Here is a 16,831-nt window from a genome sequence, read left to right as displayed (position 1 = left end):
GGGGCGCGCAAGGCGCCCCTTTTCACGTCAGGGCAGGCGGTTCTGGTTCTGCGTCTTGAGCAGGTCGCGAATCTCGGTCAGCAGGGTTTCCTGCGGGGTCGGCGCCGGCGGCACGCTCGGGGCCACGGCTTCTTCGCGCTTGAGCTTGTTGATCGCCTTGACGCCCATGAAGATGGCGAACGCCACGATCAGGAAGTCGATGATGGTCTGGATGAACTTGCCATAAGCCAGCACCACCGCCGGTGCGTCGCCTTCGGCGGCTTTGAGGGTAACGGCCAGGTCACTGAAGTCCACGCCACCGATCAACAGCCCCAGTGGCGGCATGACCACGTCACCGACGAAGGAGGAGACAATCTTGCCGAACGCCGCGCCGATAATGATACCGACCGCCATGTCGACGACATTTCCCTTGACCGCGAAGGCCTTGAACTCACTGATCATGCCCATTTTCGATTCCTTTGTTGCAAATGGTGAGGTTAACGCAGTGTAAGCCACTAAAACGCTTCATGCGTGGTGTTCAGGGGTAGTGACTGCGCTTAGAACGAATAGTTTTGTCGCTCCTCGAGGCGTTCGAGGCACGTCGCTGTCGGCTATCATGGCGGTTTTTTCCAGGAGAACCTGCCCATGGCCAAGGCCAAGCGCTTGTACGGCTGCACCGAATGCGGCGCGACCTTCCCCAAATGGGCCGGCCAGTGCGGCGAATGCGGGGCCTGGAACACCCTGGTCGAAACCATGATCGAAAGCGCCGGCGCCGCGGCGCCCAGCGGGCGTGCCGGGTGGACCGGCCAGCAGGCGCAGATCAAGACCCTGGCCGAGGTCAGCGTCGAGGAAATCCCGCGCTTCACCACCAGCAGCACCGAGCTGGACCGCGTGCTCGGCGGTGGCCTGGTGGATGGCTCGGTGGTGCTGATTGGCGGCGACCCGGGTATCGGCAAGTCGACCATCCTGCTGCAGACCTTGTGCAACATCGCCGTGGGCATGCCGGCGCTGTACGTCACCGGCGAGGAATCGCAGCAGCAGGTGGCCATGCGCTCGCGGCGCCTGGGCCTGCCCCAGGACCAGCTCAAGGTGATGACCGAAACCTGCATCGAAACCATCATCGCCACGGCGCGGCTGGAGAAGCCGCGGGTCATGGTCATCGACTCGATCCAGACCATCTTCACCGAGCAACTGCAGTCGGCCCCCGGTGGCGTGGCCCAGGTGCGCGAGAGCACGGCGCTGCTGGTGCGCTATGCCAAGCAGAGCGGCACGGCGATCTTCCTGGTTGGCCACGTCACCAAGGAAGGCTCGCTGGCCGGCCCGCGAGTGCTGGAGCACATGGTCGACACCGTGCTGTATTTCGAAGGCGAGTCCGATGGCCGCCTGCGTTTGTTGCGCGCCGTGAAGAACCGCTTCGGGGCGGTCAACGAGCTGGGTGTGTTCGGCATGACCGACCGCGGCCTCAAGGAAGTCTCCAACCCCTCGGCGATCTTCCTCAACCGTACCCAGGAAGAAGTGCCGGGCAGCGTGGTGATGGCCACCTGGGAAGGCACCCGGCCGATGCTGGTGGAAGTGCAGGCGCTGGTCGATGACAGCCACCTGGCCAACCCACGGCGCGTCACCCTGGGCCTGGACCAGAACCGCCTGGCCATGCTGCTGGCGGTGCTGCACCGCCATGGCGGCATCCCCACCCATGACCAGGACGTGTTTCTCAACGTGGTGGGCGGGGTGAAGGTGCTGGAGACCGCGTCCGACCTGGCCTTGCTGGCGGCGGTGATGTCCAGCCTGCGCAACCGGCCGTTGGCCCATGGCTTGCTGGTGTTCGGCGAAATCGGCCTGTCTGGCGAGGTGCGCCCGGTGCCGAGCGGGCAGGAGCGCCTGAAGGAAGCGGCCAAGCATGGCTTCAAGCGCGCCATCGTGCCCAAGGGCAATGCACCGAAAGAGCCGCCGCCGGGGTTGCAGGTGATTGCCGTGACCCGCCTGGAACAGGCCCTGGACGCCTTGTTCGAGTAATTCACTCGCGGCTCTATCGCCGGCAAGCCGGCTCCCACACTGGCCAGTGCAGGCAAACAAAAAGGGGAGCCGACGATGCGCATCGGCTCCCCTCGGTTACCACTCAGTCAGTGGTCAATGCTCGGCGACCGGCGTTCGCTTGGGCGCCGCATTGCCATGCTCGTCCAGTTCCATGACCGGCACTTCGTTGCCATCGGCATCGAACAGCTTGCCATCCTTGAAGTAGTCGCCATCGCGCAGCTCCGAGATGTCCGAGTACTGGATGGTGCGCTCGTAGGCGGCGGCGAACACCGACTGCTGGTCCGAGTTGCCGGTGGTGAAGTGGTTGAAGATCAGGTTCAGCAGGATGGCCATGATCGCCGAAGAGCTGATACCGGAGTGGAAGATGGTCTCGAACCAGCTTGGGAACTGGTGGTAGAAGGTCGGCGCGGCAATCGGGATCATGCCGAAGCCCAGCGAGGCGGCGACGATGATCAGGTTGACGTTGTTCTTGTAGTTGACCTTCGACAGGGTGCGGATACCGCTGGCCGCCACCGTGCCGAACAGCACGATGCCTGCGCCGCCCAATACCGGCGTCGGTACCGCGGCGATCACCCGGCCCATCACCGGCAGCAGGCCGAGCACCACCAGGATCACGCCACCGGTGGCCACCACATAGCGGCTCTTGACCCCGGTCACGGCCACCAGGCCGACGTTCTGGGCGAAGGCGCTCTGGGTGAAGGAGCCGAAGATCGGCGCCAGGATGCTCGACGCCATGTCGGCACGCAGGCCGTTGCCCAGGCGCTTGGAGTCGACCTTGGTGTCGATGATCTCACCCACCGCGAGGATGTCGGCCGAGGTTTCCACCAGGGTCACCATGATCACGATGCACATCGACAGGATCGCGGCGATGTGGAAGGTCGGCATGCCGAAGTGGAACGGCGTGGGGAAGGCGAACATCGGGCCTTCGGCGACCTTGCTGAAGTCGGTCATGCCCAGCGCCCAGGCAATCAGGGTACCGATGACCATGGCCAGGAGGATCGACAGCCGCGAAATGGTCGCGCTGCCCAGCTTGCTCAGCAGCAGCACGATGGCGAAGGTCAGCCCCGCCAGGCCGATGTTGGCCACGCTGCCGAACTCCGGCGATGCGCTGTTGCCACCCATCACCCAGCGTGCGGCCACGGGCATCAGGGTCAGGCCGATGGTGGTGATGACGATGCCGGTCACCAGCGGCGGGAAGAACTTGGTGATGCGCGAGAACACCGGGGTAATCAGGAAGCCGATCAACGAGGCCGCCATGACCGCACCCAGCACGCCGGGGAGGCCACCACCGCCCTCGCTGCTGAGAATCGCACCCATGGTCGCAACGCCTGCGAACGACACGCCTTGTACCAACGGCAACTGGCAACCGAAGAACGGCAGGCCCAGCGTCTGCAGCAGCGTGGCCAGGCCGCCGGCAAACAGCGAAGCTGCGATCAGCATGCCGATTTCGGCACCGTTCAGGCCGGCGGCCTGCCCGAGAATCAAGGGTACCGCGACGATCCCGCCATACATGGTCAGCACGTGCTGCAGACCATATGCCAGGTTGGCACCAAGGCCGAGGTTTTCGTCCTCGGGGCGCTTGGCGGGAGACGTGCTAGGGGACGTAGTCATTGAGCAGGCTCTCTGTTTATTGTTGTGCCGCTACTGTAGACACTTCCTGCAAATGATTGCTACAGGAATTGTATACAATATTTTGATCGGAGCGCGCACAGGCAGCGTTGCGGTGTGGCCTGAACCGCAATGCAGATCGCGTACCAAGTCGCTGAAAGCTGTGCTAGAGGGCTGTGTACAAAGTGCTGCTACCCAGGCTTAAAGCTGTCTGGGTAGACAGGAAACGCAAGGTGGGAAAGCTATTAGCTAGCTAAGACATTCCATTATTCGATCAGTTGGCGCAGCTCACGCATCATTTCGGTGCTGTCGGCCACGTTCAGTTCCACAAGACGGTGCAAGTGGCACATCGACTCGATGTCGATGTAGAGGCAGACGAAGCCCAGCCGGGTGGGCTCTTCATGGCGCAGTTCCACCTGCATCTGCACCCGCACGGCGCGGTCGAGGTGGATGATCGCATCGAAGTCCTGGCTCAGGTCGGCGTCCCATGGCCTGGGGCACTCGACCAACAGGCCCTTGAGCGACAGATCAAGCAGTTTTACCGGCCAGCGGCGGTCGCCCTGGCGCAGTTCGGTGGGGGCGTCGAAGTCGATGCGCTGGAAGCGCCTGCGTTCGTCGTGATCGCTCATGGGCGGGTCCTCGGGTGACATCCTGACTATAGTTAGTGGGTATGTGCATCAGGTACCGCAATCTGGCCGCAGAGGCTCTAGTCCAAAGCAAGTGTGGCAATGCGCGATGACTCGCCCTAGACTCGATGGGCGGTCTTTTCCAATCCACCAGCTGGAAGTAAACCATGAACAACAATAATAGCCTGCTACGCCACATTCCGTGGCTGGCGCTGGCAGTCATAGGGGCTTGCGCGCTGGGTGTGGTTGCCCTGCGTCGCGGCGAGGCGATCAACGCCTTGTGGATCGTGGTCGCGTCGGTCGCCATCTACCTGGTCGCCTATCGTTACTACAGCCTGTTCATCGCCACCAAGGTGATGCAACTGGACCCACGTCGAGCTACCCCCGCGGTGCTCAACAACGACGGCCTGGACTACGTCCCGACCAACAAGCACATTCTTTTCGGCCACCACTTCGCCGCCATCGCCGGCGCCGGCCCGCTGGTCGGCCCGGTACTCGCCGCGCAGATGGGCTACCTGCCCGGCACACTGTGGCTGATCGCCGGCGTGGTGCTGGCCGGTGCGGTACAGGACTTCATGGTCCTGTTCCTGTCCACCCGCCGCAACGGCCGCTCGCTGGGCGACATGGTGCGCGAGGAGATGGGCCGCATCCCCGGCACCATCGCCCTGTTCGGCTGCTTCCTGATCATGATCATCATCCTCGCGGTGCTGGCGCTGATCGTGGTCAAGGCCCTGGCCGAGAGCCCATGGGGCATGTTCACGGTGATGGCGACCATCCCGATCGCGATGTTCATGGGCATCTACATGCGCTACATCCGCCCGGGCCGCATCGGCGAGATCTCGGTGGTCGGCGTGCTGCTGCTGCTGGGGTCGATCTGGCTGGGGGGCCAGATTGCCGCAGATCCGGTCTGGGGCCCGGCATTCACCTTCACCGGCGTGCAGATCACCTGGATGCTGGTGGGCTACGGTTTCGTTGCCGCCGTGCTGCCGGTCTGGCTGGTGCTGGCGCCGCGTGACTACCTGTCGACCTTCCTCAAGATCGGTACCATCATTGCCCTGGCCATCGGCATCCTGGTGACCATGCCCGAGCTGAAAATGCCGGCGCTGACCCAGTTCACCGACGGCACCGGCCCGGTCTGGAAGGGCACCCTGTTCCCGTTCCTGTTCATCACCATCGCCTGTGGTGCGGTGTCCGGCTTCCACGCGCTGATCTCCTCGGGCACCACGCCCAAGCTGCTCGACAACGAAGCCAACGCCCGCTACATCGGCTACGGCGGCATGCTGATGGAGTCGTTCGTCGCCATCATGGCCATGGTCGCCGCCTCGGTGATCGAGCCGGGCGTGTACTTCGCCATGAACAGCCCGGCCGCGGTGGTCGGTGCCGACGTCGCCTCGGTGGCGCAGACGGTCAGCAGCTGGGGCTTTTTGATCACCCCGGAGCAGCTCGAAGCGGTCGCCCGCGACATCGGCGAGCACACCATCCTCGCCCGCGCCGGTGGTGCACCCACCCTTGCGGTAGGTATCGCGCAGATCCTGCACCAGGTGCTGCCGGGTGAGAACACCATGGCCTTCTGGTACCACTTCGCGATCCTGTTCGAGGCGCTGTTCATCCTCACCGCGGTGGACGCCGGTACCCGTGCCGGGCGCTTCATGCTGCAGGACCTGCTGGGCAGCTTCGTGCCGGCCCTCAAGCGCACCGAGTCGTGGACCGCCAACCTGATCGGCACTGCCGGCTGCGTGGCACTGTGGGGTTACCTGCTGTACCAGGGCGTGATCGACCCGCTGGGTGGCATCAACACCTTGTGGCCGCTGTTCGGCATCTCCAACCAGATGCTGGCCGGTATCGCCCTGATGCTCGGCACCGTGGTGCTGATCAAGATGAAGCGCCAGCGCTATGTCTGGGTCACCCTGCTGCCGGCCGTGTGGCTGCTGATCTGCACCACCACCGCAGGCCTGATCAAGCTGTTCGACCCGAACCCGGCCGTTGGCTTCCTGGCCCTGGCCAAGAAGTACAGCACCGCGCTGGACGCCGGCCAAGTGCTGGCCCCGGCCAAGGACATCGGGCAGATGCAGCACGTGATCTTCAACGCCTACACCAACGCCGGCCTGACCGTGCTGTTCCTGTTGGTGGTGTTCAGCGTGCTGTTCTTCGCCGTCAAGGTCGGCTACGCCGCCCTCGGCCGCAAGGAACGCACCGACAAGGAAACCCCGTTCCAGGCTCTGCCTGACGCTTGAGAGGACTGCTGCGATGTTCAACGACCTGGGTCGACTGGGTAAGTACCTGGGGCAGGCAGCCCGCCTGATGGTCGGCATGCCCGACTACGACAACTATGTCGAACACATGCAGACCAAGCACCCGGACAAGCCGGTGATGAGCTACGAGGCGTTCTTCCGCGAACGCCAGGAAGCGCGCTACGGCGGCAAGTCCGGGCCCAAGTGCTGTTGAACCTGCGACATGCGTGACCCTGTGGGAGCCTGTGGGCTCCCACAGTCATTTTCAGCCCGAGGAGATACCTGCGTGCAAACGCCCATTCCCGTCACCGTCCTCACCGGCTTCCTGGGTGCCGGCAAGACCACCTTGCTCAAGTACATGCTCAAGGCCGAGCACGGCCTGAAGATCGCCGTGATCGAAAATGAATTCAGCGAAGCCGGCATCGACAGCCAGCTGCTGGGCGACGAGCCGGTGCAGGTGATGACCCTGGCCAACGGCTGCGTGTGCTGCAGCATCCATGGCGACCTGACCCGCGCCCTGTACCTGCTGCTCGAACGCCTGGATGCCGGCGAAATCGCCTTCGACCGCCTGGTGATCGAGTGCACCGGCCTTGCCGACCCGGCGCCGGTGGCGCAAACCTTCTTCATCGACGAAACGTTGCGCGAGCGCTACATCCTCGACGGCATCATCACCCTGGTGGACGCCGCCCATGCCGAGCTGCACCTGGCCCAGGCCATCGCCCAGGCCCAGGTCGGTTTTGCCGATCGCCTGCTGCTGAGCAAGACCGACCTGGTCGAGCCGGCAGCGGTGGCGGCGCTGCAGGAGCGCCTGGGGCGGATCAATGGCCGGGCGGCTATCCGCGTTGTCGAGCAAGGCCTCATCGACCTGGCCGAACTGCTCGATGTGCGTGGTTTCAACCTCAACCCCGACCTGGGCGCCAACCTCAAGCCGAGCCTGCGCCCGGTGCTCAAGCCCGCCACGCCAGACCGCATCTCGACCCTGGTGCTGCGCACTGAAACCCCGCTGGACATCGACCGCCTCAGCGACTTCATGAACCAGCTGCTGGAAACCCACGGCACGCAACTGCTGCGCTACAAGGGCGTGCTCAACATTGCCGGCGAAGACCGCCGCCTGGTGTTCCAGGGTGTGCTCAAGCTCTACGGCTTCGACTGGGACGCCGAGTGGGCCGAGGGCGAGGCGCGTGAAAGCGTGATGGTGTTCATCGCCGATGAACTGCCCGAAGCTACGATTCGGGCTGGCTTCGAGGCGCTGGCTGAGGGTTGAGCCGGGGTGTTGGCGAGGCCTCGAACCACTGTGGCCAGGAGCTGCGGTGGCGGCTTTCGACTTCGATGCACGGGATCAGCCGCTCGCTGAGCACGGCGGCTTGGCCCACGGCCTTGGCGGTGCGGTACTTGACGCTGTGGATGCACTCGCGGTCGCCAAACTCGCAGCGGTTCAGCGCGGTGCCGCCACAGGGGCCGTTGGCCAGGCCCTTGGGGCAGGTTTCCGGGCAGATGTACAAGGTGTCTTCCAGGCGGCAGCGGCCACAGGTATCGCAGCCCAGCAGCGGCCGCTTCACGCTGCGCTCCAGCCCGTGCAGCAACCGCGCGCCGCTGCCCGTCGCCCAAACGGGCCGGCGCACGGCCCAGCCGAATGCCTTGCTCAGCCAGTTGTGGCGGCTGAACAGCGCGGCGTGGGCGCCGTGCAGCAGGTGATAGCGCAAGGCTTCCCCGGCCGAGGCCCTGACCACGGACTGGCCATCGCGCCAATCGGCCGCAGGTGGGTGGAAGGTCACGGCGGGCAAGCCCGGCAGCTGCCAGCTCTGGGCCCAGGCGGGTGCCCATTGCGCCAGTGACTGAACACGCGCCTGCCAGTGTTCCAGGCGCGCCTCCAGCGCCAGCAGTTGCTCCAGCGCGTGGATGCCCGACAGGTGCACCCCGGCGTAGCCCATCAGCTTGACCCCGATGATCTGCAACGCCAGGCGATCGACGCTGCGTGCCTGGGCGAAGGCCTTGGATTCGGCCGCCTCGGCCTCGAGCAGCGCGCGCATCGACGGCGTGACGGTGACCCCGGCGACGTGGTCGAGCATCGCCGCGCGGCCGTGGGTCAGGCTCATCAGGCAGGCCAGCAGCGGTCTTGGCGTGGCCTGGCGGCTCATCCAGTGCAACGCCTCCTGGTGTTTGCCGGCATCGAAGCCCAATTGCAGGATGAGCAAATCGGCCCCCGCCGCGAGCTTCTTCTGCGCCTTGAGGTACTGCGCGCCGCCTTCCTCCTCGCGGTATTTGAACGGGTTGAGCGCCGCCCCGAGCAACCAGTGCGGGCAGGCCTGGCGGGCGATCTGCAGGGCGGCGACCGATTCCAGGTAGCGCACCGGGCGCTCGCCGGGCTGATGGCCGGGCAGGCGGTCGCCGGTGAGCAGCAGCAGTTGATCGAGGCCGGCGGCGTCCATGCGCTGCAATTGCGCAAGCAGGTGGTGGCGTTCGCGGTCCTTGCCGGAGAAATGGGGCAGGGCGGGCAAAGGCGTGTCGAAGCTGGCGAGGGCGTCCAGTGGCGAAAGGTCCAGCGGGCTGGCGACGCGGTCGCCGATGGCCAGGGTCATGGGCCAGCCACACAGCTGCCCGCGGGCCATGATGGCTTGCATGGCGGCGAAGCGTTGCGCCGAAGGCTTGGGCACGAACTCCATGACGCAGACGAAGGTTTTATCGCGCAGCGCCGATTTCAGCAGGCTCATGGCTGGGGCACCTGGATTGATCAGGGTGGTATTGTGCGACAGGTGGCGGGCCAGGTCATGCCTGCGGGCGCAGGCTGCTGCTCTGAATGAGACATCGCCGGCAAGCCGGCCCCCACAGCTATCGAACACCGCAGGGGGGCCATGTGGGAGCCGGCTTGCCGGCGATAGGGCCCCCACTATCGAAGAAAGATCAGCGCTCGATCGCCAGCGCCACGCCCTGGCCACCACCAATGCACAGCGTGGCGAGCCCCTTGTGCACATCACGCTTGATCATTTCATGCAGCAGGGTCACCAGCACCCGACACCCGGAAGCACCAATCGGGTGGCCCAAAGCAATCGCCCCACCATTGACGTTGACCCGTTGGGCATCCCACTCCAGCGCCTTACCCACCGCCAGTGCCTGGGCGGCAAAGGCTTCGTTGGCTTCGATCAGGTCGAGGTCGGCCAGTTGCCAGCCGGCCTTGTCCAGGCAGCGCTGGGTCGCCGATACCGGGCCGATGCCCATGATCGCCGGGTCGACGCCGGCGCTGGCATAGGCGGTGATCTTCGCCAGCACTGGCAGGCCCAGGGCCTTGGCCTTGCTTGCGCTCATCAGCAGCACCGCGGCGGCGCCGTCGTTGAGGCTGGAGGCGTTGCCGGCGGTAACGCTGCCGTCCTTCTTGAACGCCGGGCGCAGCTTGGCCAGGGCCTCGGCCGTGGTGCCCGGGCGCGGCTGTTCGTCACGCTCGAAGACCAGCGGCTCGCCCTTTTTCTGCGGCATCACGATCGGGGTGATCTCGTCCTTGAAGCGGCCAGCCTCGATCGCGGCCACGGCTTTTTGCTGCGAAGCGGCGGCGAAGGCGTCCTGCTGCTCACGGCTGAGGCCGTACTTGTCCACCAGGTTTTCCGCGGTGATGCCCATGTGGTAGTCGTTGAAGGCATCCCACAGGCCATCGCTGATCATGCTGTCGACCAGCTGGCCATGGCCCATGCGCTGGCCGGTGCGTGCCGACGGCATCACGTAGGGCGCCAGGCTCATGTTCTCCTGGCCGCCGGCAATCACCACCTCGGCGTCACCGCAGCGGATGGCCTGGGCAGCCAGGTGCAGGGCCTTGAGGCCCGAGCCGCAGACCTTGTTCAAGGTCAGCGCCGGCACGCTGTAGGGCAGGCCGGCCTTGACCGCAGCCTGGCGCGCGGGGTTCTGCCCGGCACCGGCGGTGAGCACCTGGCCGAGGATCACTTCATCGACCTGGGCCGGGTCCAGCCCGGTCTGCTCCAGCAGGCGCTTGATCACGGCAGCGCCGAGGTCCACGGCAGGCACCGTGGCCAGGGCGCCCTGGAAGCTGCCGATGGCGGTGCGGGTTGCGGCGACGATGACCACGTCGTTCATGTTGTTGTTCTCCGGGCAATGGGCGTAATGCCCCAGCATCGGTGGCTTTGGCTGATTTGTTAAGTTTGTTTTTCTTTGCCATTGATCGGGAAAGCAAATGAATGCCCCGCCGCCACGAGGCCACTGCCGGCCTCGTCTAAGCTGGAAACGTTCCGCCACGTCTTTCAACCCACCGATTGGAGCACACCGCCATGCGCATGCTGATTGCCGCCACCTTGCTGCTGGGTAGCAGTGCCGCCTTCGCCGCCACGCAATGCACCACCGCCGACAAGAGCACCTGGCAGGACCCGGAAAAATTCCAGGCCCAGCTCAAGGAGCAGGGCTACAAGATCAACAAGTTCCAGGTCACCAAGGGCAACTGCTACGAGATCTACGGGTTCGACAAGGAGGGCAAGAAGGTCGAGATCTACCATGACCCGGTCTCGGGCAAGGCCGTCAAGACCGAATACCACAAATGATGCAACGCGCGACCGTCACGCTGTGGGACCCGCTGTTGCGTCTGTGCCACCTGTCGTTCGCCACCGTGTTCTTTGCCAATTATTTTTTCAACGAAGAGGGTGACGACTGGCACCAGTGGCTCGGTTACTACGCGTTGGGCTGCGTGTTGGTGCGCCTGGTGTGGGGCTTCGTTGGGCCGCGAAGTGCGCGTTGGGCCGATTTCTGGCCAACCCCTGCGCGCCTGGCGGCCCATGCCCGGGCGCTGTTCAAGGGCCAGCCCTACCATCGCTTGGGGCATTCGCCGATTGGTGCGCTGGTGATGCTGCTGATGCTCGCAGGCATTACTGGCCTTGGGCTGACCGGCTGGGCCTCGCAGGAGGTTGACGCGCTATGGGGGGCCGATTGGCCCATGCAGGTGCACAGCTTTCTGGCCGATGCCGTGCTGGCGCTGGTTTGCGTGCATGTGCTGGCGGCGATCATCGAGAGTGTGCGGTTGCGCGAGAACCTGCCGTTGTCGATGCTGACCGGGCGTCGGCGGCGTATGCCTGATGAACAATGATGTGGCGCAATCGCCGGCAAGCCGGCTCCCACAGGGTCAGCGGTGATCAATGTGGGAGCCGGCTTGCCGGCGAGGAGGCCCGTCAGGCCGGGCACTGGTGGGTGACGCAATGAATGCCACCGCCACCTGCGGCGATCGCATCGATGTCCAGCTGCACGATCTCGCGCCCTGGATACAGCGCGGCCAGTAGCGCCCGGGCCTTCTCATCAGCCTGGGCATCGCCGAACTGCGGGGCGATGACGGCGCCATTGATGACGAAGTAGTTGATGTACCCAGCGGCAAAATCGGCGCTCTTGCTGAACCTGTTGCGCCGCCCGCGCGTTGGCGGCGAAACCAGGTGCACCTGCAAGGCCCGGCCTTCGGCATCGGTGGCCTTCTTGAGAATCTCCAGGTGCTTGCGCGTAACCTCGTAGTCGAAGGATTCGGGGTCGTTGTCGAGGTTGGCAATCACCACGCCCGGCCGCACGAAGCGGGCATAGAAGTCCACATGGCCATCGGTGATGTCCTCGCCGGCGATGCCCGGCAGCCAGATGACTTTGCCCAGGCCCAGGCGCTTCTTGAGTTCGGCTTCGACCTCGGCCTTGCTCCAGCCGGGGTTGCGGTTGGCGTTGATCCAGATGCTCTCGGTCATGATGCCGGTGCCGTGGCCGTCCACCTCGATGGCGCCGCCTTCGCCCACCAGCTCGCTGCGCTGGTAGCGCGCGCCGGCCAGGGCGGCCACCCGCTTGGCCAGTTGGGCGTCGTTGCGGTGGCGTTGCTTGTTGCCCCAGCCGTTGAAGTTGAAGTCCACTGCGGCCAGGCCATCGCCCTCGTCGACGACGAAGTTGGCGCTGATGTCGCGCATCCAGATGTCATCCAGCGCGCAGGTGACGAACTGGGTGTTGGCGCTGGCGCAGCGCCGCTCGGCCAGCGCGCGCTCGCTTTCGCGGCAGAACACGGTCACTGGCTGGTAGCGGGCGATGGCCTGGGCGATGCGGCCCAGGGCCGCTTGCACGTCGGCGGTGAAGTCCTCCCAGATGGCGTCTTGCGCTGCGAAGGCGATGAAGGCGCGCTGCTGCGGCTCGCCCTCGTCGGGCATGAACCAGCGGCCCGCCTGGTCGGCGCGGGCCAGACCCAGGGGCAAGCCGAGGCTGGCGCCCAGGCCTGCGGCCAGTGACAGTTGCAGGAAGGTTCTACGGCTTGGCATGGGTCAGTCCTGTGCAGTCTTGAAGCGCGTCCACACCCGCATGCGCGCGCGCATGTCGGCCTGGGGGATGTCGCGGCCCGGGATCAGCCGGGCATAGGTGGCTTCGTCGAGGTAGATATCGGGGTTGTCACGCAGCCGCGGCTCGACCGCCTCGCGCGCCTTGGCACTGGCCGTGGGGTAACCGGTGAAGTTGCTGATCGCGGCCATGTTCTGCGGGCGCATGACGAAGTTGATGAAACGATAGGCGTATTCCGGGTGCTTGGCATCGGCAGGTATCGCCATGGTGTCCATCCACACCGTGGTGCCCTGGCGCGGCACGCGGTACTGGAAGTCCAGCTGCTTGCCGGCGGCCTCGGCGGTGCGCTGGGCCTGGATCACGTCGCCGCTGTAGCCCAGCGACAGGCACAGGTTCTCGTTGACCAGCTCGGTCACCGGCTGCGACTGGAACTTGCGGATGTACGGGCGCACCGCCTTGAGCAGTTCGCTGGCCGCGGCCAGGTCTTCGCGCTTGGCGCTGCGCGGTTCGCGGCCCAGGTAGTTGAGCACCACGGCCAGCACTTCGTCGGGCGAGTCGATGATCGAGATGCCGCAGTCGGCGAACTTGGCGGCAAGCTCCGGCTTGAACAGCAAATCGAGGTTGTCCAGCGGGGCATCGGGCATGCGCTGGCGGATCATGCCGGCATTGCTGGTCAGGCCGATGGTGCCCCAGGTGTAGGGCACCGTGGCCTGGCTGGCCTTGGGGTACTGGTCATGCAGCTTGCGCAGGCCAGGGTCGATGTCGTCCAGCGCTTGCAGCTGGCTACGGTCCAGTTTCTGCAGGCTGCCGGCACGCATCAGGCGCTCGGCCACGGTGTCGCCGGGGAACACCAGGTCGTAGCCGCTGCGCCCGGACATCAGCTTGGCTTCGAGCACTTCGCTGCCGTCCATCACGTCGTAGATCACCTGGATGCCGGTTTCGGCCGTGAACTGCTTGAGCGTGTCGGCGGCGAAGTAGTCGGCCCAGTTGTACAGGCGCAGCGTCGGCTGCTCGGCCTGGGCGTGGGCGGTGCACAGGGCCAGGGCGAGTGCCGCCAGGTGAGGCAGTTTCATGGTCAGGCCCTCGCAAGGTGGGAGTGGTTGCCGTCCAGGGTCAGCAGCGGCGCGTACATGTCCGGGCGCCGGTCGCGGTAGATGCCCCAGCTCAGGCGGTCCTCGCGCATGCGCGCGAGGTCCAGGTCGTGCAGCCAGATGCCGCTGCTGTTGCGGTCGGCTTGTTCCAGCAGCGCGCCCTTGTGGTCGCAGATGAACGACGAGCCGTAGAAGCGCATGGACAGGCCGGGGTCGCTGCCGGCGACTTCCTCGCCGACACGGTTGGCCGCCACCACCGGCAGCAGGTTGGCGGCGGCGTGGCCGCGCATGGCGACCTGCCAGTGGTCGCGCGAGTCCAGCTCGGCGGCGCCGGGCTCGGAGCCGATGGCGGTGGGGAACAGCAGCACCTCGGCACCCAGCAGCGCCAGGCAGCGCGCGGTTTCGGGGAACCACTGGTCCCAGCAGATGCCGATGCCCAGGCGGCCGAAGGCGGTGTCCCAGACCTTGAAGCCGGTGTCGCCGGGGCTGAAGTATTCCTTCTCCTGGTAGCCGATGGCGTTGGGGATGTGGGTCTTGCGGTAGACCCCGAGCAGGCGGCCGTCGGCATCGGCGACGGTCAGCGAGTTGAAGAAGGCATTGCCGGCCCGTTCGTACCAGCTCAGCGGCAGCACCACGCCCAGCTCGCCGGCCAGCGCGGCGAAGCGCTGCAGGATCGGGCTGTCGGCGTAGGGCTGGGCCAGGGCCTGGTGGCGGTGGTCCTGTTCGATGCAGAAGTAGGGCGTGGCAAACAACTCCTGCAGCAGGATCACCTGGGCGCCCTGGGCGGCGGCCTGGCGCACCAGCTGCTCGGCGCGCTCGAGGTTGTCCGGCAGGTTCCAGCTGCACGGCATCTGGGTGGTGGCGATGCGCAGCAGGCTCATGGCTGCACCTCGGGTTGCTGCTGGGTGATGCAGTGGATGCCGCCGCCGCCGTGGGCGATATGGTCGATGCGCACCGGCACGATTTCCCGATCCGGGAAGGCGTGGGCCAGCTGCGCGGCGGCAGCGTCGTCGGCGGCAATACCATAGGCCGGCATGATGACTGCGCCGTTGGCCAGGTAGAAGTTGGTGTAGGAGGCGCAGAACACCTCGGCATCCGGGTCGACTGCGGCGCTGGCTTCGTACAGGTCGAGCAGTTCGAAACGGCGGCCCTGGGCATCGCTGGCCAGCTCCAGGGCGCGGCGGTTTTCCCGCACCACTTCGGCGTACACCGAACCCTGGTCATGGGTGGCATCGACCAGCAGCACGCCGGGGCGGGCGAAGGCGCACACGCCGTCCACATGGCCATCGGTCATGTCGCCGGTGACGTACTGCGGGTCGCCTGGCAGCCAGATGGTCTTGCGGATGCCCAGGTGACGGGCGAAGCAGCGCTCGAATTCGGCCTTGCTGATGCCGGGGTTGCGGTTGGGGTTGAGCAGCACCGATTCGGTGGTGATCAAGGTGCCTTCGCCGTCCACGTGAATGGCCCCGCCTTCATTGCACAAGGCGGTGCTGAAGCCCTCCAGGCCCAGGTGGTCGAGGATGCGTCGGCCCAGGCTGCGGTCCAGGCCGTGGGCGGATTTGCCGCCCCAGGCGTTGAAGCGCCAGCTCAGGCCGGCAAGGCCATGCTGTGGGTGGCAGATGAAGCTGGGGCCACTGTCGCGGCACCAGCTGTCATCGACGGCCAGCTCGATCAGTTCGATGTTGCTGCCGCACAGGGCGCGGGCACTGGCCAGGGCCGCAGGGTCGACGACCATCTTCACCGGCTCGAAGCGAGCGATGGCGGCGGCCACCCGGGCAAAATCGCGCTGCACGTCGGCCAGGCTCACCTGCCAGCCGCTTTCCCACAGGGCCTGGTTGTGCGGCCAGATCATCCAGGTGGCAGCGTGGCGGGCCCATTCGGCAGGCATGCGCCAGCCGCTGTCGAGGGACAGGTCCATAGAGAACTCCGATCTATTAAGGATTTTTATCAACGAAGCCCGCCGTCGCGGGTGTTGGTGACCATGCTATGGCTATGAAGCGGCAGCGACAAACGATAGATTTAGCGCATATCTGATCAGCAGGGCTTATCGATCATGCTCAAACACTGGCCACCCCTCAATGCCCTCAGAGGCTTCGAAGCGGCCGCGCGGCTGGGCAGCTTCCACAAGGCGGCTGAGGCGCTGAACCTCACCCAGTCGGCCATCAGCCAACAGATCCGCAGCCTGGAAACCTACCTGGAGCAGCCGCTGTTTTACCGCAGTGGCCGCAGCGTCAGCCTGACCGATGCCGGCCACGACCTGCTCAGCACCACCCAGTCGCTGCTGCAGCACCTGGCAGTGGGCATTCGCCGCCTCGACCAGTACCGCAAGCCCAACCAGCTGGTGGTCAACACCACGCCGGCATTCGCCCGGCATTGGCTGCTGCCGCGCCTGGCCGATTTCCATCAGCGCTGCCCAGAGGTCGACCTGTGGCTGTTCACCAGCTTCGAGGTGCCCGACATGGCCACCGAGACCATCGACCTGGCCATCCGTGATGACCTCAGCGCCCAGGCCGAATGCAGCTTCAGCGTGCTGCACCAGGACCACCTCTACCCGGCCTGCCACCCCTCGCTGGCCACGGCCCCTGGCCGCACCACCCTGCACGGCGAACGCGAGATGGACTGGAGCCATTGGCAGCTGGAAGGGGGCGAGGATGTCGGCCAGCAGGGCAAGGGGCTGAACTTCTCCGACCCGGGCCTGCTGCTGGATGCCGCCAGCGAAGGCCTGGGCGTTGCCCTGGTCAGCCAGCTGCTGGCCCGCCGGGCGGTGCAGCAAGGGCTGCTGCAGGCGCTGTCGGCGCAGCGGGTGCGCGGCCCGGCCTGGGCCTGCCTGGTGCACCGCGACAGCCAGGGCGACCCGCTGGCCAGGCAATTTCTCGAATGGCTCAAGGGCGCGCTGGGCCAGGAATGACGCGGGCAGTTTTGAATCCCCCCGATCAGCCCGTAATATGTGTCGGATAACCTGCGGGGGTAGTCTCACCCTCTG

The 16,831-nt window shown here is 65.7% G+C and carries 16 protein-coding genes; 7 read left to right on the top strand and 9 right to left on the bottom strand.

Going from position 1 to position 16,831, the window contains the following annotated elements:
* Positions 1–27: 27 nt before the first annotated feature.
* Positions 28–447 carry a large-conductance mechanosensitive channel protein MscL gene (gene mscL / locus ACIPG5_RS22460; RefSeq protein ID WP_176515011.1) on the bottom strand — a complete coding sequence of 140 codons (420 nt, stop codon included), beginning with the start codon at positions 445–447 and terminating at the stop codon, positions 28–30.
* A gap of 177 nt (positions 448–624) precedes the next feature.
* On the opposite strand from mscL, the gene radA reads away from it, so the two are divergent.
* The gene (gene radA / locus ACIPG5_RS22455; protein ID WP_176515009.1) at positions 625–1,992 is read left to right on the top strand and encodes a DNA repair protein RadA; all 1,368 of its coding nucleotides are present in this window, start codon (positions 625–627) and stop codon (positions 1,990–1,992) included.
* A 114-nt stretch (positions 1,993–2,106) separates the two neighbouring features.
* On the opposite strand, the gene ACIPG5_RS22450 is transcribed toward radA, so the two are convergent.
* Complete coding sequence (locus ACIPG5_RS22450) at positions 2,107–3,624, bottom strand: nucleobase:cation symporter-2 family protein (protein WP_176515007.1); 1,518 nt, start codon at positions 3,622–3,624, stop codon at positions 2,107–2,109.
* A gap of 263 nt (positions 3,625–3,887) precedes the next feature.
* Positions 3,888–4,250, bottom strand: a complete 363-nt coding sequence (locus ACIPG5_RS22445; protein WP_176515005.1) for a PilZ domain-containing protein — start codon at positions 4,248–4,250, stop codon at positions 3,888–3,890.
* A gap of 164 nt (positions 4,251–4,414) precedes the next feature.
* Between ACIPG5_RS22445 and ACIPG5_RS22440 the strand changes: the two genes are divergently transcribed.
* From ACIPG5_RS22440 to yjiA, 3 genes are all read left to right on the top strand, one after another.
* Positions 4,415–6,481, top strand: a complete 2,067-nt coding sequence (locus tag ACIPG5_RS22440) for a carbon starvation CstA family protein (protein ID WP_176515003.1) — start codon at positions 4,415–4,417, stop codon at positions 6,479–6,481.
* Positions 6,482–6,494: 13 nt separating this feature from the next.
* Positions 6,495–6,692 (top strand): YbdD/YjiX family protein, encoded by a 198-nt coding sequence (locus tag ACIPG5_RS22435; RefSeq protein WP_008094130.1) that lies wholly within the window; start codon positions 6,495–6,497, stop codon positions 6,690–6,692.
* A 72-nt stretch (positions 6,693–6,764) separates the two neighbouring features.
* On the top strand, positions 6,765–7,742 hold the full coding sequence (gene yjiA / locus ACIPG5_RS22430; RefSeq protein ID WP_401378260.1) for a GTPase: 978 nt from the start codon (positions 6,765–6,767) through the stop codon (positions 7,740–7,742).
* Here the strand turns inward: yjiA and ACIPG5_RS22425 are convergent.
* Positions 7,702–9,189 (bottom strand): methylenetetrahydrofolate reductase C-terminal domain-containing protein, encoded by a 1,488-nt coding sequence (locus ACIPG5_RS22425; protein WP_401378258.1) that lies wholly within the window; start codon positions 9,187–9,189, stop codon positions 7,702–7,704. The two genes, yjiA and ACIPG5_RS22425, sit on opposite strands and share 41 nt — an antisense overlap.
* A 190-nt stretch (positions 9,190–9,379) precedes the next feature.
* Entirely contained in the window at positions 9,380–10,558 is a 1,179-nt protein-coding gene (locus tag ACIPG5_RS22420; protein ID WP_401378256.1) for an acetyl-CoA C-acetyltransferase, read from the bottom strand.
* A 191-nt stretch (positions 10,559–10,749) separates the two neighbouring features.
* Here ACIPG5_RS22420 and ACIPG5_RS22415 point away from each other — a divergent pair, with 191 nt between their 5' ends.
* Positions 10,750–11,016 (top strand): PepSY domain-containing protein, encoded by a 267-nt coding sequence (locus tag ACIPG5_RS22415; RefSeq protein ID WP_236235322.1) that lies wholly within the window; start codon positions 10,750–10,752, stop codon positions 11,014–11,016.
* On the top strand, positions 11,016–11,555 hold the full coding sequence (locus ACIPG5_RS22410; protein WP_401378314.1) for a cytochrome b/b6 domain-containing protein: 540 nt from the start codon (positions 11,016–11,018) through the stop codon (positions 11,553–11,555). The genes ACIPG5_RS22415 and ACIPG5_RS22410 overlap by 1 nt, the downstream gene beginning before the upstream one ends.
* Before the next feature lie 82 nt (positions 11,556–11,637).
* On the opposite strand, the gene ACIPG5_RS22405 is transcribed toward ACIPG5_RS22410, so the two are convergent.
* The 4 genes from ACIPG5_RS22405 to ACIPG5_RS22390 are packed head-to-tail and all read right to left on the bottom strand — an operon-like array spanning position 11,638 to position 15,766.
* Entirely contained in the window at positions 11,638–12,741 is a 1,104-nt protein-coding gene (locus ACIPG5_RS22405) for an agmatine/peptidylarginine deiminase (protein WP_401378253.1), read from the bottom strand.
* Positions 12,742–12,744: 3 nt separating this feature from the next.
* Positions 12,745–13,830, bottom strand: a complete 1,086-nt coding sequence (locus ACIPG5_RS22400) for an extracellular solute-binding protein (protein WP_176510866.1) — start codon at positions 13,828–13,830, stop codon at positions 12,745–12,747.
* Positions 13,831–13,832: 2 nt separating this feature from the next.
* Entirely contained in the window at positions 13,833–14,729 is an 897-nt protein-coding gene (gene aguB / locus ACIPG5_RS22395) for an N-carbamoylputrescine amidase (protein WP_176510867.1), read from the bottom strand.
* A complete protein-coding gene (locus ACIPG5_RS22390) occupies positions 14,726–15,766 on the bottom strand; it encodes an agmatine/peptidylarginine deiminase (RefSeq protein WP_401378249.1) in 1,041 nt (346 codons plus the stop codon). The genes aguB and ACIPG5_RS22390 overlap by 4 nt, the downstream gene beginning before the upstream one ends.
* Before the next feature lie 135 nt (positions 15,767–15,901).
* On the opposite strand from ACIPG5_RS22390, the gene ACIPG5_RS22385 reads away from it, so the two are divergent.
* Positions 15,902–16,756, top strand: a complete 855-nt coding sequence (locus ACIPG5_RS22385; protein WP_286914126.1) for a LysR substrate-binding domain-containing protein — start codon at positions 15,902–15,904, stop codon at positions 16,754–16,756.
* Positions 16,757–16,831 lie beyond the last annotated feature (75 nt).

Source organism: Pseudomonas sp. NPDC087029 (assembly GCF_044745345.1).
Classification (GTDB): Bacteria; Pseudomonadota; Gammaproteobacteria; order Pseudomonadales; family Pseudomonadaceae; genus Aquipseudomonas; species Aquipseudomonas faucium.
This window is presented reverse-complemented; position numbering and strand designations above follow the sequence as displayed.